This window comes from Vreelandella mediterranea (genome assembly GCF_970647075.1).
In genome coordinates this window covers 2,563,541-2,580,091 of sequence record NZ_OZ310198.1, presented here as the reverse complement: position 1 = coordinate 2,580,091, position 16,551 = coordinate 2,563,541, and the positions used below count along the sequence as shown (strand labels likewise).

Genomic DNA, 16,551 nt, shown 5'->3' with positions numbered 1-16,551 from the left:
ACTGGATAGCCATAGCGCCGCCTGTTAGGCGGCGCTTTTGTAGGTGACGTTTAAGAGATTTATCCAGACAGCGCGGCGGGCCTTTTATAAAAGCTTTTCTTATAAAAGCTCTTCGGCGGCGAGGGCCAGGCGCGAGCGCTCGACGCATTTCAAGGTAATGTGCCCGGCGTGGGGCCAGTCGCGAAAGCGCTCGACCACGGCGGCCATGCCGCAGGTGTTGGTGGAGAGGTAGGGCGTGTCGATCTGGCCCACGTTACCCAGACAGACGATCTTGGTATTGCGCCCGGCGCGCGTGACCAAAGACTTGAGCTGTTTGGGGGTGAAGTTTTGCGCCTCGTCGATGATTAGGAAGGTGTCGTTTAGGGTGCGCCCGCGCATGAAGCCCGGCGAGCGAATCTGGACCCGGGAGCCGATCAGTTGGCGGGTGGCGCCGTTATCCCAGCTCGACTCGCCGTCGTCGTTACGCAGAAGGTTGTCCATGTTGTCGTGAAACGCCCCCATCCAGGGCGACATTTTCTCCTCCTCGGTGCCGGGGAGAAAGCCGATATCCTCGCCCATGGGAATCGGCGCGCGGGTGAACACGATGCGCTCGAAGCGCTTGGCGTCCAGGGTTTGCTGAAACGCGGCGGCCAGCGTCATGTAGGTCTTGCCGGTACCGGCGCTTCCGGCGATGGTGACCAGGTCGATCTCCGGGTCCATCAACAGGTTCAGAGTGAAGTTCTGGCGGCTATCGTGGGCGTGTACGCCCCACACGCCGGCGTGGTGGCGGTAGTTGGTCAGAAGCTGGAGTGTGGCGCTTTTGGGCCCCAGCTCGCGTACGACCGCCTCGAACTCGGCGCCGTTTTCGCTATCCGAGACCAGCATGCCGGTGTGCCACTCGACGGGCATCTCGCCCTTGAGATGGTAAAAGGTGTGGTGGCCCGCGCGTTCGACCTGGACCTCGACATTGAGCGTCTCCCAAAGCGATGCACCTTCAAGCCCCGCATGATCGACGATGCTGGCGCCTTCGATCATGGCGTCGCTGTCCGAGAAGGCGCGGTCGTTATGGTAATCCTCCACCGGCATCTTGAGCGCGGCGGCCTTGATGCGCAGGTTGATATCCTTGGTGATCAGGATGACCGAGGCGTCCGGGCGTTCGTCGCGCAGCCGGCAGGTTTCGGCCAGAATGCGGTTGTCGGCGGTGTCGCTGACTTCGTTTAAAAGCTTGAGATCGTTGTAACAGAGAAAGTGTAAGCAGCCGCTTTGGCCGCTAATACGCGGGATGGGAACGCCGTTTTGAACTTCCCGGAACGTGACCTGGCTTGTGAGCTCCGAGAGTGTGCGGCTGACCTGGCGGGCGGTGCGGGCGATATCGCGGATGCCGTTTTTGTGCTTATCGAGCTCCTCGAGAACGGTCATGGGAATGACTACGTCGTGCTCATCGAAATGGTAAAGGGCGGCGGGGTCGTGGATCAGGACATTGGTATCGAGAACATAGAGCCGTTTGGCTTTCTTATCGAGTTTGACCATCGGGGAAGTCGCTCCTGAGTTGACGGCAACATCGACACTGGCAGGGCTTGTTTACGCATCAATGACACTGCCCGTGTTGACTCTTTCGGGTGTCATTAATCTCCTCTGTGGCTTTTTTATAGAGTGGAAGGCGCCGCTACTTTTCGCCACTCCCGCGTTTCAACGAAACCGACGCTAAGCTTCGATGGCCAAAAATTGCGCCACTTTGTTAAGCAACACCGTGGCCACCGGCCCCTGGTGCTCGCCTTCGAGCGTGCGGTAGTGGTAGCTCTCCAGCGCAAGTTCGTGGGGCAGGCGGTTGAGCGTACCGGCGCTTAACGCCTCGCTCACCAGCAGCGAGGGGAGCAGTGCCCAGCCGGTGCCCTGAATCACGGCGTCGCGAATCAGCTCGAACATGGTCAGGCTCAAGTAGTTGGCGGAAAAAAGCGCTTCGCTGACCAGCTTGTCATCCTGAACGTGGCTCAAACAGATCTGGGTGTACTGGGCCAGGTCATCGCGGCGAACGCTTGGCAGGCGGCTCAGCGGGTGGTGCGGGGCGGCGACCAGGCGCATGTCCACCGGCGCCAGGCTCTGCGCATTTAAAACCACGCTGGGCGCGGCGTAGAGCCCAAAGGCGATATCCACGGTTTGGCGGGCGATCAGCGCGTGGTGGGCCTGGGGCGGGGCCAGGTAAACAGAAATGGCGGTGAGCGGGTAGCGCGCCTTGATGTCGTGCATCACGTTTTGCCAAAAGGTTTCCGGTAGGGCGTCGTCCCGGGCGATACAGAGCTGACTTTCAACGCCCAGGCGTTGCTGCTGGCAATATTTGTTGATCCGCCCGGCGCTGGTCATCAGGCGGTAGCAGTCGGGCAGAATGCTTTCCCCCATGGGCGAAAGCGTAAGGCTATTGCCGGAGCGCTCGAAAAGAGCCACGCCCAGGTGGTCTTCCAGCGCGCTCACCATAGCGCTAAGCGTGCTGCGCTTCATACCGGTATGGCGGGCGGCGCCAGCAAACGAGCGCTGCTCGGTGACCTCGATAAACGCCTGGATCTGTTCGATTCGCATGGATGACCCGTTGAGTGCCAAATAGATTGGCGCTGAGCGATTGGTAAGTACTGCTTGTGGCGCCTATTATGGCGCATCTTTCCCCCCTTATTGGATGGTTTTCGAGTGTCTTCCTCAACGCTCGAGCGCCGTGCGCTCAGATTTTCGGCGCTCTCCGCTTCGCTCTTCGCGTTTGTCGGGCTCTTTATCGGATTGGCTTCCGGCTCCATCACCATTTTATTCGACAGCGGCTACTCGCTGCTCAGTTTGGTGCTGGCCTCGCTTTCGCTGGTGGCGCTGGGTCATGCCCAAAAGCCCGCGGATGAGCGCTACCCCTTTGGCCGGCTGACCGTGGAGCCGCTGGCGGTGCTGCTCAAGGGCGTGGTGATTGCGCTGGTATGCCTGTTCTCGCTGGTCTCGGCGCTTTGGAGCCTTTACCGAGGCGGGCGTATGGTGACCCTGGACTTGGCGCTGCTGTTTGGCCTGGCCAACGTGGCGGGGTGTCTTTTTACCTGGTGGCGGCTTGGCCGCTACGCCCGGGGGCGACATTCTTCGTTGATGGCCGCCGAGCTCAAGCAGTGGCAGATGGACACTTGGCTCAGCGGCGCGGTGCTGATCGGGTTCATGCTCACCTTTGGGCTCACCTACACCCCCTGGGCAAGTTATGCCCGCTTTGCCGACCCGGTGATGGTGCTGGTGATCGTCGCCTACTTCATGCCCATGCCGGTGAAGATGGTGCGCGGTGCGCTCAAGGAACTGATGTTCGGCGAGCCCGGCGGTGGTATGCGCCAGGAGCTTGTGCGCCACGTCGCGGATTTCGACGTGGCAGAGCGCGACGTACGCCTGGCGCGGGTCGGTAATTTTCTCATGGTCGACATTCAGCTTGAAAAGGCGCAGATCGACGACGCCGAGGCGATCGTCGAAAGCGTGACCCGGCACTGCCATTACCACCAGCTGCGCCCGGTCACCAGTATCACGCTGGTGACTTAAGCGGTACTAAAACGATTGACGCTTTTCGAGCGCGGTGGTATCTAGCCCTACCGGTAATCACATCGGAATTTCGAGGGTTTCAATGACATGCTACTTTGCCGCTTTCTACCCGCGCTGCTGGCTACCCTGTTGGTAGCGGGCTGCGCCAGCTCCACCGTCGCGCCCCGCTATACGTCGAGCAACCCGGATATCATGCGCGTGGGCGGCGAGCGCCCCTCCAACCCCGACCCGCGCACCGAAGACCTGGGCTCTTATTGCCTAGAAAGCACCGAGCGCTGGAACGAGCAGGGCCGCACCCCGGATGGCCAGACCCTGTGGGCCAAGGACACGCTGCGCAAGGTCGTGCCCTGCCAGTAGGCCTTGGGCTTGTCGAAAAGCGGCGCCCGGCATTTCAATGCCGGGCGCCGCTTTTTGGGTTTAATCGCGCTTTTTTTCGGGTTTGCCTTTACGTTGGGTGCTGGCGAAGTCTTCGAGCTCTTCTTCGCTCATGGAGTCGTACATCTCTTTGGACGAACCCACAAGCTCACCTGGTTTCGTTTCACCGCGCTTGGCCGAAAGGGCCGCGCCCGCCGCTTTTTGCTGCGCTTTCGATTTTGCCGGCATGCCAAGCTCCTTTGGAGTGGAGGGTATTAGTGTGCCTTCGTGATAACGCTTTGCTAAAGTTTAGCAGCGCTTTATCGCCCCGCCAGATGAAGGTGCTAAACGCCAAAACGGTTACTACTGAAACGATACGAGAGTCCCATGACGCCAGCGATCAACACCGCCGAAAAAGCGGGCATCGATTTCGACATTCATGAGTACAGCCACGAAAGCGGGGTGGCCTCCTACGGGCTGGAAGCCGCGGAAAAGCTGGGGGTCGATCCGGCGCAGGTGTTCAAAACTCTGGTGGTGGAGCTCGATGGCAAGACCCTGGCAGTGGCGGTGGTGCCGGTCACCCATCAGTTGGGCTTGAAGCAGGTGGCCAAGGCGGCCGGGGCCAAGAAAGCGGCCATGGCAAGCCCGGAGGCGGTGGAGCGCGCGACCGGCTACGTGCTGGGTGGGGTGAGTCCGCTGGGTCAGAAAAAACGCCTGGCGAGCTTTATCGACGACTCCGCCCAGCGCTTTTCGCGTATCTACGTCAGCGCCGGGCGGCGCGGGCTCGAGATCGCCCTGGCGCCCGAGACGCTTGCCAGGCTTTGTCAGGCGCGCTTTGCGGCGCTCGGCGCATAGCGCGAGGGCAAACGAGGCCGCTTTCTGGTATGGTGCCCGTTAAGCGTATTACCGGCGCCGCCTTGCCCATGAGCAAGTCGCTTTCGCCCATTTCAGGAATTTTTCGTGGCCGATACTTCTTTTGCCTCTCTGGCACTGCCCCCCGCTCTTATCGATAACCTGGCGTCTCTGGCGTACCACGAGATGACGCCGATTCAGGCGCAAAGCTTGCCGCCTATGCTCGAGGGTCGCGATGTGCTCGGCCAGGCCAAAACCGGCTCGGGTAAAACCGCCGCGTTCGGCCTGGCGCTGCTCGCCCAATTGCGGCTCGAGCGCTCACACATTCAGAGCCTGGTGCTTTGCCCCACCCGCGAACTTGCCGACCAGGTGGCCGAGGCGATTCGCGGGCTTGCCCGCACGCTTGCCAACGTCAAGGTGCTCACGCTTTGCGGAGGCGCCCCCTTTGGCCCGCAGCTTGCCTCCCTCGAGCACGGCGCGCACATCGTGGTGGGCACGCCTGGGCGCATCGAAGAGCACCTGCGCAAGGGCTCGCTAAGCCTGGATGGGCTGTCCACGCTGGTGCTGGACGAAGCCGATCGTATGCTCGATATGGGCTTTCGTCCGTCGATCGATGCCATCATTCGCGCCACGCCTGCCGATCGGCAGACCCTTTTGTTCAGCGCAACCTTCCCGGATGAGCACGCCGGCGGCGAGCTTGCCGAGATGACCCGGGGAGTGCTGCGCGATCACGTCAGTGTGGCGGTCACCGAGACCCACGACGATACCACCATCGAACAGCACTTTTTTGCCGTTAACAGCGAACGAGCGCGCATGAAAGGGCTGGTGGATCTGCTGCTTCACTACCGGCCGACCACCAGCGTGGTGTTTTGCAACACCAAGCGCGAAACCGATCAGGTCGCCGGGGAGCTAAGCGACGCGGGCTTTAGCGCCGTGGCGTTGCACGGTGATCTGGAGCAGAAAGACCGTGACCGGATTTTGGTGATGTTCGCCAACCAGAGCGTGTCGATTCTGGTGGCCACCGACGTTGCCGCGCGCGGGCTCGACATCGCCAAGCTCGACGCCGTGTTCAACTACCAGATTGCCCGTGAGCAGGGCGTGCATGTCCACCGGGTCGGGCGTACCGGCCGCGCCGGAGAGAGCGGCATTGCCGCTACCCTGGTCGCCCCGGAAGAGCACTACCGCCTCGAGCGCCTCGGTGAGTATCTAAGCGAGGTGTTCACGTTAGAGGCACTGCCCAAGCCCCGCCAGCAAACCCCTTTCGAGCCCGCCATGGCGACGCTTCAGCTAAACGGTGGCAAGAAGGACAAGCTGCGCCCCGGCGATATCCTTGGCGCGCTGACCGGCGAAGGGGGGCTGCGCGGGGACCAGGTTGGCAAGATCAAAGTACAGGCACGCAGTGCTTTCGTGGCGATCGACCGCGAGGTGGTCAATAAAGCGCTTGGCAAGCTCGAGCGCGATAAACTCAAGGGCCGCGCCTTTCGCGTACGCCGCCTTTAGCATGAACGTATTGAACGCTTACGTATTCACCACGCACGCATCCGCCATCAGGAGTGACCGCCGCACGTTATGAAGATACCCAAACGATTACAGCCTCTGGTCGACGACGGCCTCGTGGAAGAGGTGCTGATGCAGTTGATGAGCGGCAAGGAAGCGCAGGTGTATGTCGTTCTATCCAGCGGTGAAAAACGCTGTGCCAAGGTCTTCAAGGAGGCCAAGCAGCGTAGCTTCAAGCAGGCCGTTCAGTACCAGGAAGGGCGCAAGGAGCGCAACAGCCGCCGCGCCCGGGCCATGGCCAAAAAGACCAAATATGGCCAAAAAGAGCAGGAGCAGGCCTGGCTCTCCGCCGAGGTCGATGCGCTTTATCGGCTTGCAGGCGCCGGCGTGCGCGTTCCCCAGCCCTACGGCTTCGTCGATGGCGTGCTGTTGATGGAAATGATCACCGATGCCAACGGTGATGTGGCCCCGCGGCTGGGCGATGTAGCGCTGAGTGAAGAGCAGGCGATTGCCTATCACGCCAAGGTGATCAACGACGTGGTGCTGATGCTGTGCGCCGGTCTCGTTCACGGCGATTTATCCGAGTTCAACGTGCTGGTCGATGGCGAAGGCCCGGTGATCATCGACTTGCCCCAGGCGGTGGACGCCGCGGGCAACAATAGCGCCGCCGCCATGCTCGAACGCGATGTGAACAACATGCGCGCCTATTTCGGCCGCTTTGCACCCTCGCTTTTAGAGACCCACTACGCTAAAGAGATGTGGGCGCTTTATGAGGCTGGCAAGCTGACCCCGGATAGCCAACTGACCGGCCACTTCGAGTTCGACACCCACTTGGCCGACGTGGGCGAGCTTTTGGACGTCATTGACGACGCCAAAGAGGAGGAGGCCGAACGCCAGGCACGCCTTCGCGACGACGATGGGGAAGACGACGGCTACCCGTACTGACCTTGCGCCACTAACCTTACTTCGCCGCCAAAATGCTAAGCTGCTTCATTGTTTAGCGGGTTAACGAAGGGCGCGGTAGCGCTTGGGGTGGCGAAGTGAAAGGGATGAGAGTGAGCAGGCGCATGGCACACGCGTTGGGGATATCGCTGGGTGCCGGTGTGGTGGGCGGTGTGCTTTTTCAGCTCACCGGTCTTCCGCTTGCGTGGATGCTGGGGCCGCTGACCGCGAACCTGCTGCTCTCGTCCCGCGGTGTTCACGTGGCGGTACCCGAGGGGCTTCGTAACCTGTTTTTGGCGGTGATGGGGCTGGTGTTGGGCAGCCAGGTCACGCCGCAATTGGCTCACCGCGTGGGAGATTGGCCGGTCTCGGCGGTACTTTTGTTAGTGGGGGTGGCGGCTTCCACGGCGGTCGCGGCGCGCTGGTACCGCCGCTGCGGGTTCGATTCGACCAGCGCCTGGTTCAGCGCCGCCCCCGGGGCCATGACCGCGATGATTCTGCTCGGCGACAAGGCCGGCGGCGACCCGCAGCGCATTGCGCTCGCCCAATCGCTGCGGGTCATTTTAGTGATTCTATTTCTGCCGCCGCTGTTTTGGATCTCCAGTGGCGGCGGCGAAAGCCCTGGCGGCGTCGATGCTGCGCTGTCCGACGGCTGGATGTTGCTGTTGATCCCGCTTTTGTTGCCGCTGGGGCGCTGGCTGCGCCTGCCAAGCGCAGCGCTGTTGGCGCCGCTTTTGGCCGCCGCGGTGCTCTCGGGGTTCGATATCGCAAGTCTCACGCTTCCCGAGTGGGGCATGAATGTGATGCTTTGGGTGCTGGGTAGCGCGATCGGCTCGCGCTTCAAAGGCCTGACGGGGCGTACGCTCGGGCGCTATCTGTGGCAATCCGGCGTGGCGACGCTGGCAGCGTTAGCCGTACTGGCCGTCTTCGCTGAACTGATTCATCAGTTTTTGGGCGTAGGGCGCGACGTGGCGTTTCTGGCGCTGGCGCCGGGCGGCATAGGTGAAATCGCCATTCTCGCCGTGGCGCTGGATATCGACCCGGTGTTCGTCGCCTTTCATCATCTTTTACGCATGATCACGCTGATGATCGTGGCGCCTTTCTGGGCGCGTTTTTTAATGCGCCGCTAATAAAGCCGTGCCAGGACTCACGTTTGATACTTTTAAATTCTGGGCTTTAAGGGCTATCCATAAGGGCTATTCATAAGGACTTTCCATGCTCGCTCGCACGCTGAAATCGCTTTTTCACACCTTTGAAAGCCGTGTGAACCCGTACCCGGAAGGCAAGCTCGAGACGCCGCCGAAGGGGCTTTTGCCGTTTATCTGGCACTTCTCAAAACCGATCTGGCCGCTGCTTTTGGTGATGTCGCTGGTCACCGGTGCGGTCTCCGCCGCCGAGGTATTCTTTTTCAGCTACATGGGCGAGCTGGTGGACTGGCTGGGTAATGTCGAGCGCGCCGGGTTCTGGCAGGAAAACGGCCTGTGGCTTGCCGGAGTGGGCCTACTGGTCATCCTGGGGCTGCCGCTTTTGGTGCTCTTGCAGTCCTTGATTACTCACCAAAGCATCTTCGGCAATTACCCGATGATCGGACGCTGGCTTTCGCATCGCCATATGCTCAGCCAAAGCCTGGCGTTCTACCAGGACGAGTTTGCCGGGCGCGTCTCGCAAAAGGTGATGCAGACGGCACTGGCCATTCGCGAGACCGTCACTAAAGTGATGGACCTGCTGGTCTACGCGCTGGTCTATTTCACCGGTGCGGCTTTTTTGTTGGGCCGCGCTGATCCCTGGCTCTTGCTGCCGCTGGGGCTTTGGCTTCTGGGGTATCTGGGCATCATGCGCTACTTCGTGCCGCGCCTTCGCGATGTCTCCATGGCCCAGGCCGATGCCCGTGCCGAGATGACCGGGCGCGTGGTCGACAGCTACAGCAACATTCAAACCATCAAGCTCTTTGCCGATACCGTGCGCGAGCAGCGCTACGCCAAGGACGCCATGGAGGGCTTTCTGACCACGGTGCACCGCCAGATGCGCCTGGTGACGGTAATGAGCGTGTGCTTGACGCTTTTAAACACGATGTTGCTGGTGGGCATTGCCGGTATGGCGATCAGCGCCTGGTATTTGGAGGCGATCTCACTCGGGGTGCTGGCCATCGCCATCGCGCTGGTGATGCGCATTCGCTTCATGTCCGACTGGATACTCTGGGAAGTCGCCGGGCTTTTCGAGAACATCGGTACCGTGCAGGACGGCATGAACACCATCGCCCAGGCGCCGAGCATCAATGACGCCCCTGACGCTGCGCCGCTCGAGGTGCCCCACGGCGAGATCGTATTCGATGCGCTCACCTTCCACTACGCCCAGGCCCAGGGTGAGCACAAGACCGTGTTCGACGGCTTCGAGCTCACCATTAAGCCCGGCGAGAAGATCGGCCTGATCGGGCGCTCCGGGGCCGGCAAGTCCACGCTTGCCAACCTGCTGCTGCGTTTTTATGACCTGCAGGGCGGGCGCATTCGTATCGATGGCCAAAATATCGACGAGGTCACCCAGACCTCGCTTCGCCACCAGATCGGCATGGTGACCCAGGACACCTCGCTTCTGCACCGCTCGCTCAGAGACAACATTCGCTACGGCAGTCCCGAGGCCAGCGACGACGACGTGTGGCGCGCGGTTTGCCGCGCCCACGCGGATACCTTCATCGATGATCTGGTCGACCCGCATGGTCGGCGCGGTCTGGATGCCCACGTGGGCGAGCGCGGCGTAAAGCTCTCCGGCGGCCAGCGCCAGCGTATCGCCATTGCCCGGGTGCTTCTCAAAAACGCGCCGATTCTGGTGCTCGACGAGGCGACCTCGGCACTGGATTCCGAGGTCGAGGCGGCGATCCAGGAGCAGCTCGACGCGCTGATGGAGGGCAAGACCGTGATCGCGATCGCCCACCGGCTCTCCACCATTGCCATGCTGGACCGCCTCATCGTGGTCGACCAGGGCCGGTTGGTGGAAAGCGGCACCCACCAGGAACTGCTCGACAAGGGCGGTATCTACGCAAGGCTCTGGCAGCGTCAGTCCGGCGGGTTCCTGGCTCAGGAATTGGACGAGGGCCTTGATCTGACCCAGGATGCCCCCACCTCATTCCCATACACGGATCAAGGAGATCGTCATGAAAACGATTAAGCTACAGGCACCCGGCGGTTTGGATAAGCTCTCGGCCGTTGACGGGGCGCCTGCGAAAGCGCCTGGAGCGGGGGAAATCAAGGTGCGCCTGCACGCAAGCTCGCTCAACTTCCATGACTACGCGGTGGCTGCGGGGATGATCCCGACCGAAGACGGGCGTATCCCGATGTCCGACGGTGCCGGCGTGGTGGAAGCCGTAGGCGAAGGCGTCGAGGAATTCGCCGTGGGGGATCGGGTGGTCTCCACCTTTTTCCCGACTTGGCTCGAGGGCCCGGCGCGGGTCGATAACTTCGCCACTACCCCAGGCGACGGTGCCGATGGCTACGCGCGGGAAGAGGTAACCGGCTCGGCCAGCAGCTTCACCCACCAGCCCGAAGGCTACAGCCACGCGGAAGCCGCTACGCTCACCACGGCAGGCCTGACCGCTTGGCGCGCGCTGGTAGTGGATGGCAACATCAAGGCCGGTGACACCGTGCTGGTACTGGGCACCGGTGGCGTCTCCATCTTTGCGCTGCAGTTTGCCAAAATGATGGGTGCCCGGGTGATTGCCACGTCCTCCTCCAACGAGAAGCTCGAACGCCTGCGGGAAATGGGGGCGGAGCACACCATCAACTATAAAGAGACGCCGGAGTGGGGCAAGGAAGTCCAAGCGCTGACCAACGGTGAAGGCGTGGACCACATCGTCGAAGTCGGCGGGCCGGCGACGCTGCCGCAGTCCATCGAGGCGATCAAGATTGGCGGGCACATGGCGCTGATCGGCATTCTGACCGGGCGTGAAGGTGATATTCCCACCGCCAAGCTGATGGCCAAGCAGGCTACGCTCAAGGGCTTGATCGTGGGTAGCCGTCGGGATCAGATCGAGATGATTCGCGCCATCGATACCGCGGGCATGCGCCCGGTGATCGACCGCGAGTTCGGTCTTGAAGAGATCGCCGAGGCGTTTCGCCATCAGGAATCTGGCAAACACTTCGGCAAAATCTGCCTGACGTTCTAACGCCTTTGGGCACGGGCTAACCTTGCCCGCTCCCAAAACGATAAATCCCTGCACGCCGTTCAAGGCGTGCAGGGATTATTTTTGGGAAAGGCCCCGCCAAGCGGGCTGATGTCGGGGATCAGGCGCTGTGCGCGGTCGGCTCGGTGGTACGGCTATACACCACGCCCTTGACCTCGAGCTCCATAATGTCCTCGTAGGGGTGCACCACGCCTTCGATATCGCCAGGGTCCCCGGCGGTATTATTGATCAGCGCTTCGGGAATCACTTTCACGCCTTTGATACCCGCATGCTGGATCCGAGCGCTAAAGCGGCTGCCCTGGTGATCGATCAGCACACGCTCGCCCGCAATACACTTGGTGAGCTTGTCGTGAAGCTCTCTTTGGTTTACCGGAACAACGCTCATTGCGACCTCCCGTTTAGCACTGCCCCCAGCGCCCACCCCGTCGTCTGAGGCTTGCGGCTCGAATCTGAGGTGATGGCTGCGTTGGTGAGCTTTTACGTTACGTCCAAACTATGACCGTTGCGCCCTGGTTAAGTTCGATAAGCACCGCTTTAGCGCTTTTGCCGTGCTACTCTTTACGGTCGATACAGTCACTTGAGACGTTATATGGCGAAGCGTTCGGAAAATGCTGCTCACCCGCTGGGCGAGGTCGTCAAACTCGAAGCGTTTTCCACCCCACAGAAAACCCAGCACTCGAGACGCCAGCGCTACGTTCGCGCCGCTAAAACCTGGCTGACCGGCAAGCGTGCCGCCGAACGTCAGGCGATCGAGGAAGAAAAGCTTCGTAAACTCCCCCAAGTGCGCCTGGCGCATTTGGTGCCGCCCATCGATTGGTCCCGGGCCGCCCGCGCGCTGGACGCCGTCATTACCGCCGAGTATGCCAGCGAACCGGTCGTGTTTTTCATTACCCCGCCTTTTGGCGGGCACGGCGACGTGGCCGCGCACTGGGCACGACTGCACGCTATTGATACCTGCGCGGCGCCGAGTATCGAGGCCCTGCTCGACGGCGATGGCAGCTGGATCGCGCAGTTCGACGGCAAATCCCGCTGGGTACTCCCTGCTTTACAGCACTGTTTTTTGCGCACAAGCCAGGGCATACAGGGCGTGCGCGCGTTGCTGGAAAGCGCCCTGGCCGGGCAGCTCGGGCGGGGTGTAATCGGTTGCGATAGCTGGAGCTACGCCTATTTAAAACACGTGGTGGGGCTCGATAGCGTACCGGCTCTAACGCTTCAGGCCGTGGAGGGGGAGCAATTGGCCGAGTACTTTTTGGGCGAGGGCCAAAACGCGCTGACGGTCTACAGTACGCGCACCGGTAAGCCGGTTTCCAACCAACGGCGCGACAAGCGAAGTGCCAAAAGCGAGCTACAGTATCTGGCCGCCTACTGCCGGGGCCACTTGGGCGTGGCGTGGTATTACTGGCGCGAGCGACTGCGCGAGCCTGTTTCAAGCACCGGCGACGATAACGAACTTTGGCTGATCGACGCCCTCGACGAGGCCGAACTGACCAACGATACCGGCGACGTAGCGATTCTGGTCCTTCATGCGCTTTTGATTCATGGCGGCTTGAACGACGCGGCACTTGCCGCGGTACTGCCGTTCTCCTACCACGAAACCCTCAACGCTCGGCTCACGCTGACGCGCCTAAAGGTGCTGGGCGAACACCAGGGGCGCTGGCAGGTGGCCGCCTTGAGCTATGCAAGCGTGCGCGAACTGCTGGTGTCGCGAAACTATCTGGTGGATGCGCTATAGCGTACACGCAAGTGAGTGTTTAGGAGAGGTTCCAGGAGAGTCCCATGGAAGAGCGCAAACAGTACGCCAGGTTATTCAACGATATCGATACCCCCGCGATCCTCACCGTACTGGCGATTTTGCTGGCCATGGTGTTGTTGATCGTTTTAAGCCAGCGCGGGCTCAACTGGCTGGCGAACCGGCTTCACGGCCAACTGCGTTTTCGCGTCTTCGCGCTGGTTCCGCTGACCAGGCTGTTGGTTTTGATCGCGGCCATCGTCTTGATCGTACCGATCATCATCGACCCTTCGCTTCGCAACATGGTGACGCTTTTCGGCGCTATCGGCCTGGCGGTGGGGTTTGCGCTCAAGGACTACGTGAGTAGCCTGATCGCCGGGGTGGTGTCGGCGGTAGAGCTTCCCTATCGGCCCGGAGACTGGGTGCAAATCGAGGATACCTACGGCGAGGTCAAGCATGTGGGGATGCGCACGGTGCATATCCAGACGCCGGACGACGATCTGGTCTCCATGCCGCACCTCAAACTATGGGAGACGCCGGTCTATAACGCCAATAACGGCGGGCCGACGCTTCAGTGCGTAGCGAGTTTTTATCTCTACGTGGAGGAGCAGGCCGGCTGGGTGCGCCAAGCGCTGAAGGACGTGGCGCTGACCAGCGCCTACCTCAAGTTCGAAGCACCCATCACCATCGTGGCCGAGGAGAAGCCCTGGGGGACTCACTACCGCATTCGCGCCTACCCGGTCGACCCGCGCCAGCAGTTTCTGTTCATCACCGACCTTACCGTTCGCGGCAAAAAAGTGCTGAGTAAGGCCGGCGTCCAATCAGCGCTGCTGCCGCCGGATGCTGCGCTGGATTCCAGCGGCGAAATGGCTGGAGCGCCGAGCAAGCCGCGCGGTTAAGCGCGCTTTAGGCGTTCTGCTCGGGTAGCTCCGCACTGTGAAAGACGTTCTGCACGTCGTCCAGGTCGTTGAGCATATCCAGAAACTTCTCGAACATCACCGCATCGTCGCCTTCTAATGGGGTGGTGGTCTGGGGCAAAAACTGGATCTCGTCCGCTTCGAAATCGATCTCGCCAAAGGCGTCGAGCAGTGCCTGCTTGGCCTTGGCGTATTCGGTGTGCGGGGCGAAGACGGTAATGTGCGCCTCTTCCTGCTCGATATCGGTGACATCCACATCGGCTTCCATCAGCGCTTCCAGCACCGCTTCCTCGTCCTGGCCCTGGAAGGCGAAGATCGCGCAGTGATCGAACATATGGCTGACGCTTCCGGGCGTGCCGATCTTGCTCTTGGTTTTGGTGAAGCAGCCGCGCACGTCGCCGAAGGTGCGGTTGGCGTTATCGGTCAAGCACTCCACGATCACCATGGCGTTGCCGGGGCCGAAGCCTTCGTAACGGGAGGTGGAAAAATCCTCGCCGCCGGCGCCGTTGGCTTTGTCCAGCGCCTTGTCGATGACGTGCGAGGGCACCTGGTCTTTCTTGGCGCGCTCCATCAACCCCCGCAGGGCGAGGTTGCTGTTCGGGTCGGTGCCGCCGGATTTGGCGACGACATAAATTTCGCGCCCGTACTTGCTGTATACCTTGGTCTTCGCCGCGGCCGTTTTGGCCATTGACTCTTTACGGTTTTGAAACGCCCTACCCATGTTAACGTCCTTTCGTCGCCTAAAGCCGCCTGAACGTCAGGCGCTATGTTCGTCCGAGCTATGTCCATCAAAACAAGATTCATCAGAGCACTGTTCATCAGAATACTGTTCATCAGAACGAGGTTCATCAGAGCACTGTTTATCAAAAGGGAAAAATTTTACCCAACAGGGTACCATGCTAAAAGCGTTATTTAAGGGCAAGCGTGACGTGTGTCGGCGCGCGACGACAATTCTTCGGAAAAAAAGATGCAGCTATCATTATGGCTTTCGCTGGTGGCGATATGCGTGATGGGGGCGATGTCGCCCGGGCCGAGCCTGGCACTCGTGCTACGTCATACGCTGGGAGGCGGGCGTATCAGAGGCGTCACCGCGGCGCTCACCCACGCGTTGGGCGTGGGCTTTTACGCGCTGCTCACGGTGCTGGGCCTGGGCGCGCTGATCGCAAGCCACCCTCAGGTGTTTCAGTGGATCACTTGGCTTGGGGCGGCCTACCTTGCCTGGCTTGGCATCAAAGCGCTGCGGGCGGGCAGCGCCGGGGTGCTGTCGCCGGCGCTTGCGGCCACGACCCAGCGCCAGGCGGTAAAAGAAGCGCTGTTGGTGGCGCTTTGTAATCCCAAGCTCATTTTGTTTTTCGTCGCGCTGCTCAGCCAGTTCGTTACCCCGCAGATGGGCTTTGACGCCAAGGCGATCGTCGTGATCACGGCGATGGTGATCGACGGCGGCTGGTATTTGCTGGTGGCGCTAGGGCTTTCCCACTCCTCGATACTGCCCTGGCTTCAGCGCTACTCGCACTGGGTCAATCGCGTCACCGGTATCTTTTTGATCGCCTTGGCACTTCGCGTGGTGGCCGGGCCGCTGGTCTAAGAGGGAGAGGCCGTGTTCTGGCTTACATGGTCTTCCCGCCTCGATCATGATACACAGTGATTTAGATATATAGGCAGGGGCTTGTGATGACGATTTTTGAGCAAGACTGTTACACCCATCAGGGCCAACCCTTCAACCTGCGCGCGCTGCAAGGACAGGTGCTTTTGGTGGTCAACGTCGCCAGTCAGTGCGGCTTTACTCCGCAGTTAAAAGAGCTTGAAGCGCTCTACCAGCGCTACCGCGACCGCGGCTTTACCGTGCTCGGCTTTCCCTGCAACCAGTTCGGCCGCCAATCGCCGGAAGGCGCGGAGGCGTTTTGCCGCTTGGGCGAGGAGCGCTTCGGCGTGCACTTTCCGCTGATGGAGAAGGTCAAGGTGAACGGCCCGGAGGCGCATCCGCTGTTCGTTCAGCTAAAGGGGCAGGCGCCGGGGCTTTTGGGTACTCAGATGATCAAGTGGAACTTCACCAAGTTTCTGGTCGACCGCGACGGCCAGGTGGTGGCCCGGTTCGGGCCCAAGGAGCACGGCTATCCGCTGCGCCGGGCGCTTGAAGCGGCGCTGGACAAAAGCCCCAAGGCTTAGCGGGGTTGGGCTACACCTGGCCGCGCGCGACCATCAAATGGTTCATCAGTGCTGCCCAGCGGTGGCGCACCATCATCGTGGTCAAGCCCGAGAACAGCGCCCAGCTCTTGCGCCGCCAGCCAGTCAAACGCAGGTTGTGCGACACCAGCTGCTGCATCAGCTTACGATCGTCGAACTGACGCCACTCGCTGGCGATGGAGAGCTGGTGGCGCGCCATCACCGGGGCAAGCTCCAGGCGAAACATCCACTCGAGCTCTTTGAACGACATCGTGTGCGCCTCGATGACCTCGACCATGTTCGCGTAATCGCGCTCGCCGGGTTCGCGGTCGAGCCATAACGGGGCAAGCGCCAGCCACAAATCGCCGCGCTCATCCACTAACTGCTGTGCATTCATCAAG

The 16,551-nt window shown here is 61.1% G+C and carries 18 protein-coding genes; 12 read left to right on the top strand and 6 right to left on the bottom strand.

The genetic code is table 11. The annotated features are described in order from the left end of the window. Positions 1-99: 99 nt before the first annotated feature. Complete coding sequence (locus ACWFVE_RS11910; protein ID WP_447529485.1) at positions 100-1,509, bottom strand: PhoH family protein; 1,410 nt, start codon at positions 1,507-1,509, stop codon at positions 100-102. A 174-nt stretch (positions 1,510-1,683) separates the two neighbouring features. Next, positions 1,684-2,553, bottom strand: a complete 870-nt coding sequence (locus ACWFVE_RS11905) for a LysR family transcriptional regulator (RefSeq protein ID WP_447529484.1) — start codon at positions 2,551-2,553, stop codon at positions 1,684-1,686. 105 nt (positions 2,554-2,658) lie between these two features. Between ACWFVE_RS11905 and ACWFVE_RS11900 the strand changes: the two genes are divergently transcribed. Both ACWFVE_RS11900 and ACWFVE_RS11895 read left to right on the top strand, forming a co-directional pair. Next, a complete protein-coding gene (locus ACWFVE_RS11900; protein ID WP_447529483.1) occupies positions 2,659-3,522 on the top strand; it encodes a cation diffusion facilitator family transporter in 864 nt (287 codons plus the stop codon). 87 nt (positions 3,523-3,609) lie between these two features. Continuing rightward, positions 3,610-3,879, top strand: a complete 270-nt coding sequence (locus ACWFVE_RS11895; protein WP_447529482.1) for a hypothetical protein — start codon at positions 3,610-3,612, stop codon at positions 3,877-3,879. A 60-nt stretch (positions 3,880-3,939) separates the two neighbouring features. On the opposite strand, the gene ACWFVE_RS11890 is transcribed toward ACWFVE_RS11895, so the two are convergent. After that, positions 3,940-4,125 (bottom strand): DUF3008 family protein, encoded by a 186-nt coding sequence (locus tag ACWFVE_RS11890; RefSeq protein ID WP_447529481.1) that lies wholly within the window; start codon positions 4,123-4,125, stop codon positions 3,940-3,942. A gap of 138 nt (positions 4,126-4,263) precedes the next feature. On the opposite strand from ACWFVE_RS11890, the gene ybaK reads away from it, so the two are divergent. The 6 genes from ybaK (at position 4,264) to ACWFVE_RS11860 (ending at position 11,323) form a co-directional block, all read left to right on the top strand. Then, positions 4,264-4,731 (top strand): Cys-tRNA(Pro) deacylase, encoded by a 468-nt coding sequence (gene ybaK / locus ACWFVE_RS11885; protein WP_447529480.1) that lies wholly within the window; start codon positions 4,264-4,266, stop codon positions 4,729-4,731. Between the two features lie 105 nt (positions 4,732-4,836). Continuing rightward, entirely contained in the window at positions 4,837-6,228 is a 1,392-nt protein-coding gene (gene dbpA / locus ACWFVE_RS11880) for an ATP-dependent RNA helicase DbpA (protein WP_447529479.1), read from the top strand. Between the two features lie 69 nt (positions 6,229-6,297). Next, a complete protein-coding gene (locus ACWFVE_RS11875) occupies positions 6,298-7,170 on the top strand; it encodes a PA4780 family RIO1-like protein kinase (protein ID WP_447529478.1) in 873 nt (290 codons plus the stop codon). A 122-nt stretch (positions 7,171-7,292) separates the two neighbouring features. Beyond that, positions 7,293-8,297, top strand: a complete 1,005-nt coding sequence (locus tag ACWFVE_RS11870) for an AbrB family transcriptional regulator (RefSeq protein WP_447529477.1) — start codon at positions 7,293-7,295, stop codon at positions 8,295-8,297. 85 nt (positions 8,298-8,382) lie between these two features. Further along, complete coding sequence (locus ACWFVE_RS11865) at positions 8,383-10,329, top strand: ABC transporter ATP-binding protein (RefSeq protein ID WP_447529476.1); 1,947 nt, start codon at positions 8,383-8,385, stop codon at positions 10,327-10,329. Next, a complete protein-coding gene (locus ACWFVE_RS11860; RefSeq protein ID WP_447529475.1) occupies positions 10,316-11,323 on the top strand; it encodes a zinc-dependent alcohol dehydrogenase family protein in 1,008 nt (335 codons plus the stop codon). The genes ACWFVE_RS11865 and ACWFVE_RS11860 overlap by 14 nt, the downstream gene beginning before the upstream one ends. Positions 11,324-11,441: 118 nt before the next feature. On the opposite strand, the gene ACWFVE_RS11855 is transcribed toward ACWFVE_RS11860, so the two are convergent. Continuing rightward, positions 11,442-11,726, bottom strand: coding sequence for a hypothetical protein (locus ACWFVE_RS11855; protein WP_447529474.1), 285 nt, complete (start codon positions 11,724-11,726; stop codon positions 11,442-11,444). A 204-nt stretch (positions 11,727-11,930) separates the two neighbouring features. On the opposite strand from ACWFVE_RS11855, the gene ACWFVE_RS11850 reads away from it, so the two are divergent. After that, the gene (locus tag ACWFVE_RS11850; RefSeq protein ID WP_447529473.1) at positions 11,931-13,073 is read left to right on the top strand and encodes a hypothetical protein; all 1,143 of its coding nucleotides are present in this window, start codon (positions 11,931-11,933) and stop codon (positions 13,071-13,073) included. A 44-nt stretch (positions 13,074-13,117) separates the two neighbouring features. Beyond that, positions 13,118-13,969 carry a mechanosensitive ion channel family protein gene (locus ACWFVE_RS11845; protein WP_447529472.1) on the top strand — a complete coding sequence of 284 codons (852 nt, stop codon included), beginning with the start codon at positions 13,118-13,120 and terminating at the stop codon, positions 13,967-13,969. Positions 13,970-13,976: 7 nt separating this feature from the next. Here ACWFVE_RS11845 and ACWFVE_RS11840 read toward each other — a convergent pair whose 3' ends face one another. Then, positions 13,977-14,708, bottom strand: coding sequence for a YebC/PmpR family DNA-binding transcriptional regulator (locus tag ACWFVE_RS11840; protein WP_447529471.1), 732 nt, complete (start codon positions 14,706-14,708; stop codon positions 13,977-13,979). Positions 14,709-14,954: 246 nt separating this feature from the next. Between ACWFVE_RS11840 and ACWFVE_RS11835 the strand changes: the two genes are divergently transcribed. Both ACWFVE_RS11835 and ACWFVE_RS11830 read left to right on the top strand, forming a co-directional pair. After that, positions 14,955-15,572 carry a LysE family translocator gene (locus ACWFVE_RS11835; protein ID WP_447529470.1) on the top strand — a complete coding sequence of 206 codons (618 nt, stop codon included), beginning with the start codon at positions 14,955-14,957 and terminating at the stop codon, positions 15,570-15,572. An 86-nt stretch (positions 15,573-15,658) separates the two neighbouring features. After that, entirely contained in the window at positions 15,659-16,153 is a 495-nt protein-coding gene (locus ACWFVE_RS11830) for a glutathione peroxidase (protein WP_447529469.1), read from the top strand. 10 nt (positions 16,154-16,163) lie between these two features. Here the strand turns inward: ACWFVE_RS11830 and ACWFVE_RS11825 are convergent, their stop codons facing one another. Further along, a complete protein-coding gene (locus tag ACWFVE_RS11825; RefSeq protein WP_447530534.1) occupies positions 16,164-16,547 on the bottom strand; it encodes a DUF7079 family protein in 384 nt (127 codons plus the stop codon). Positions 16,548-16,551: the final 4 nt, after the last annotated feature.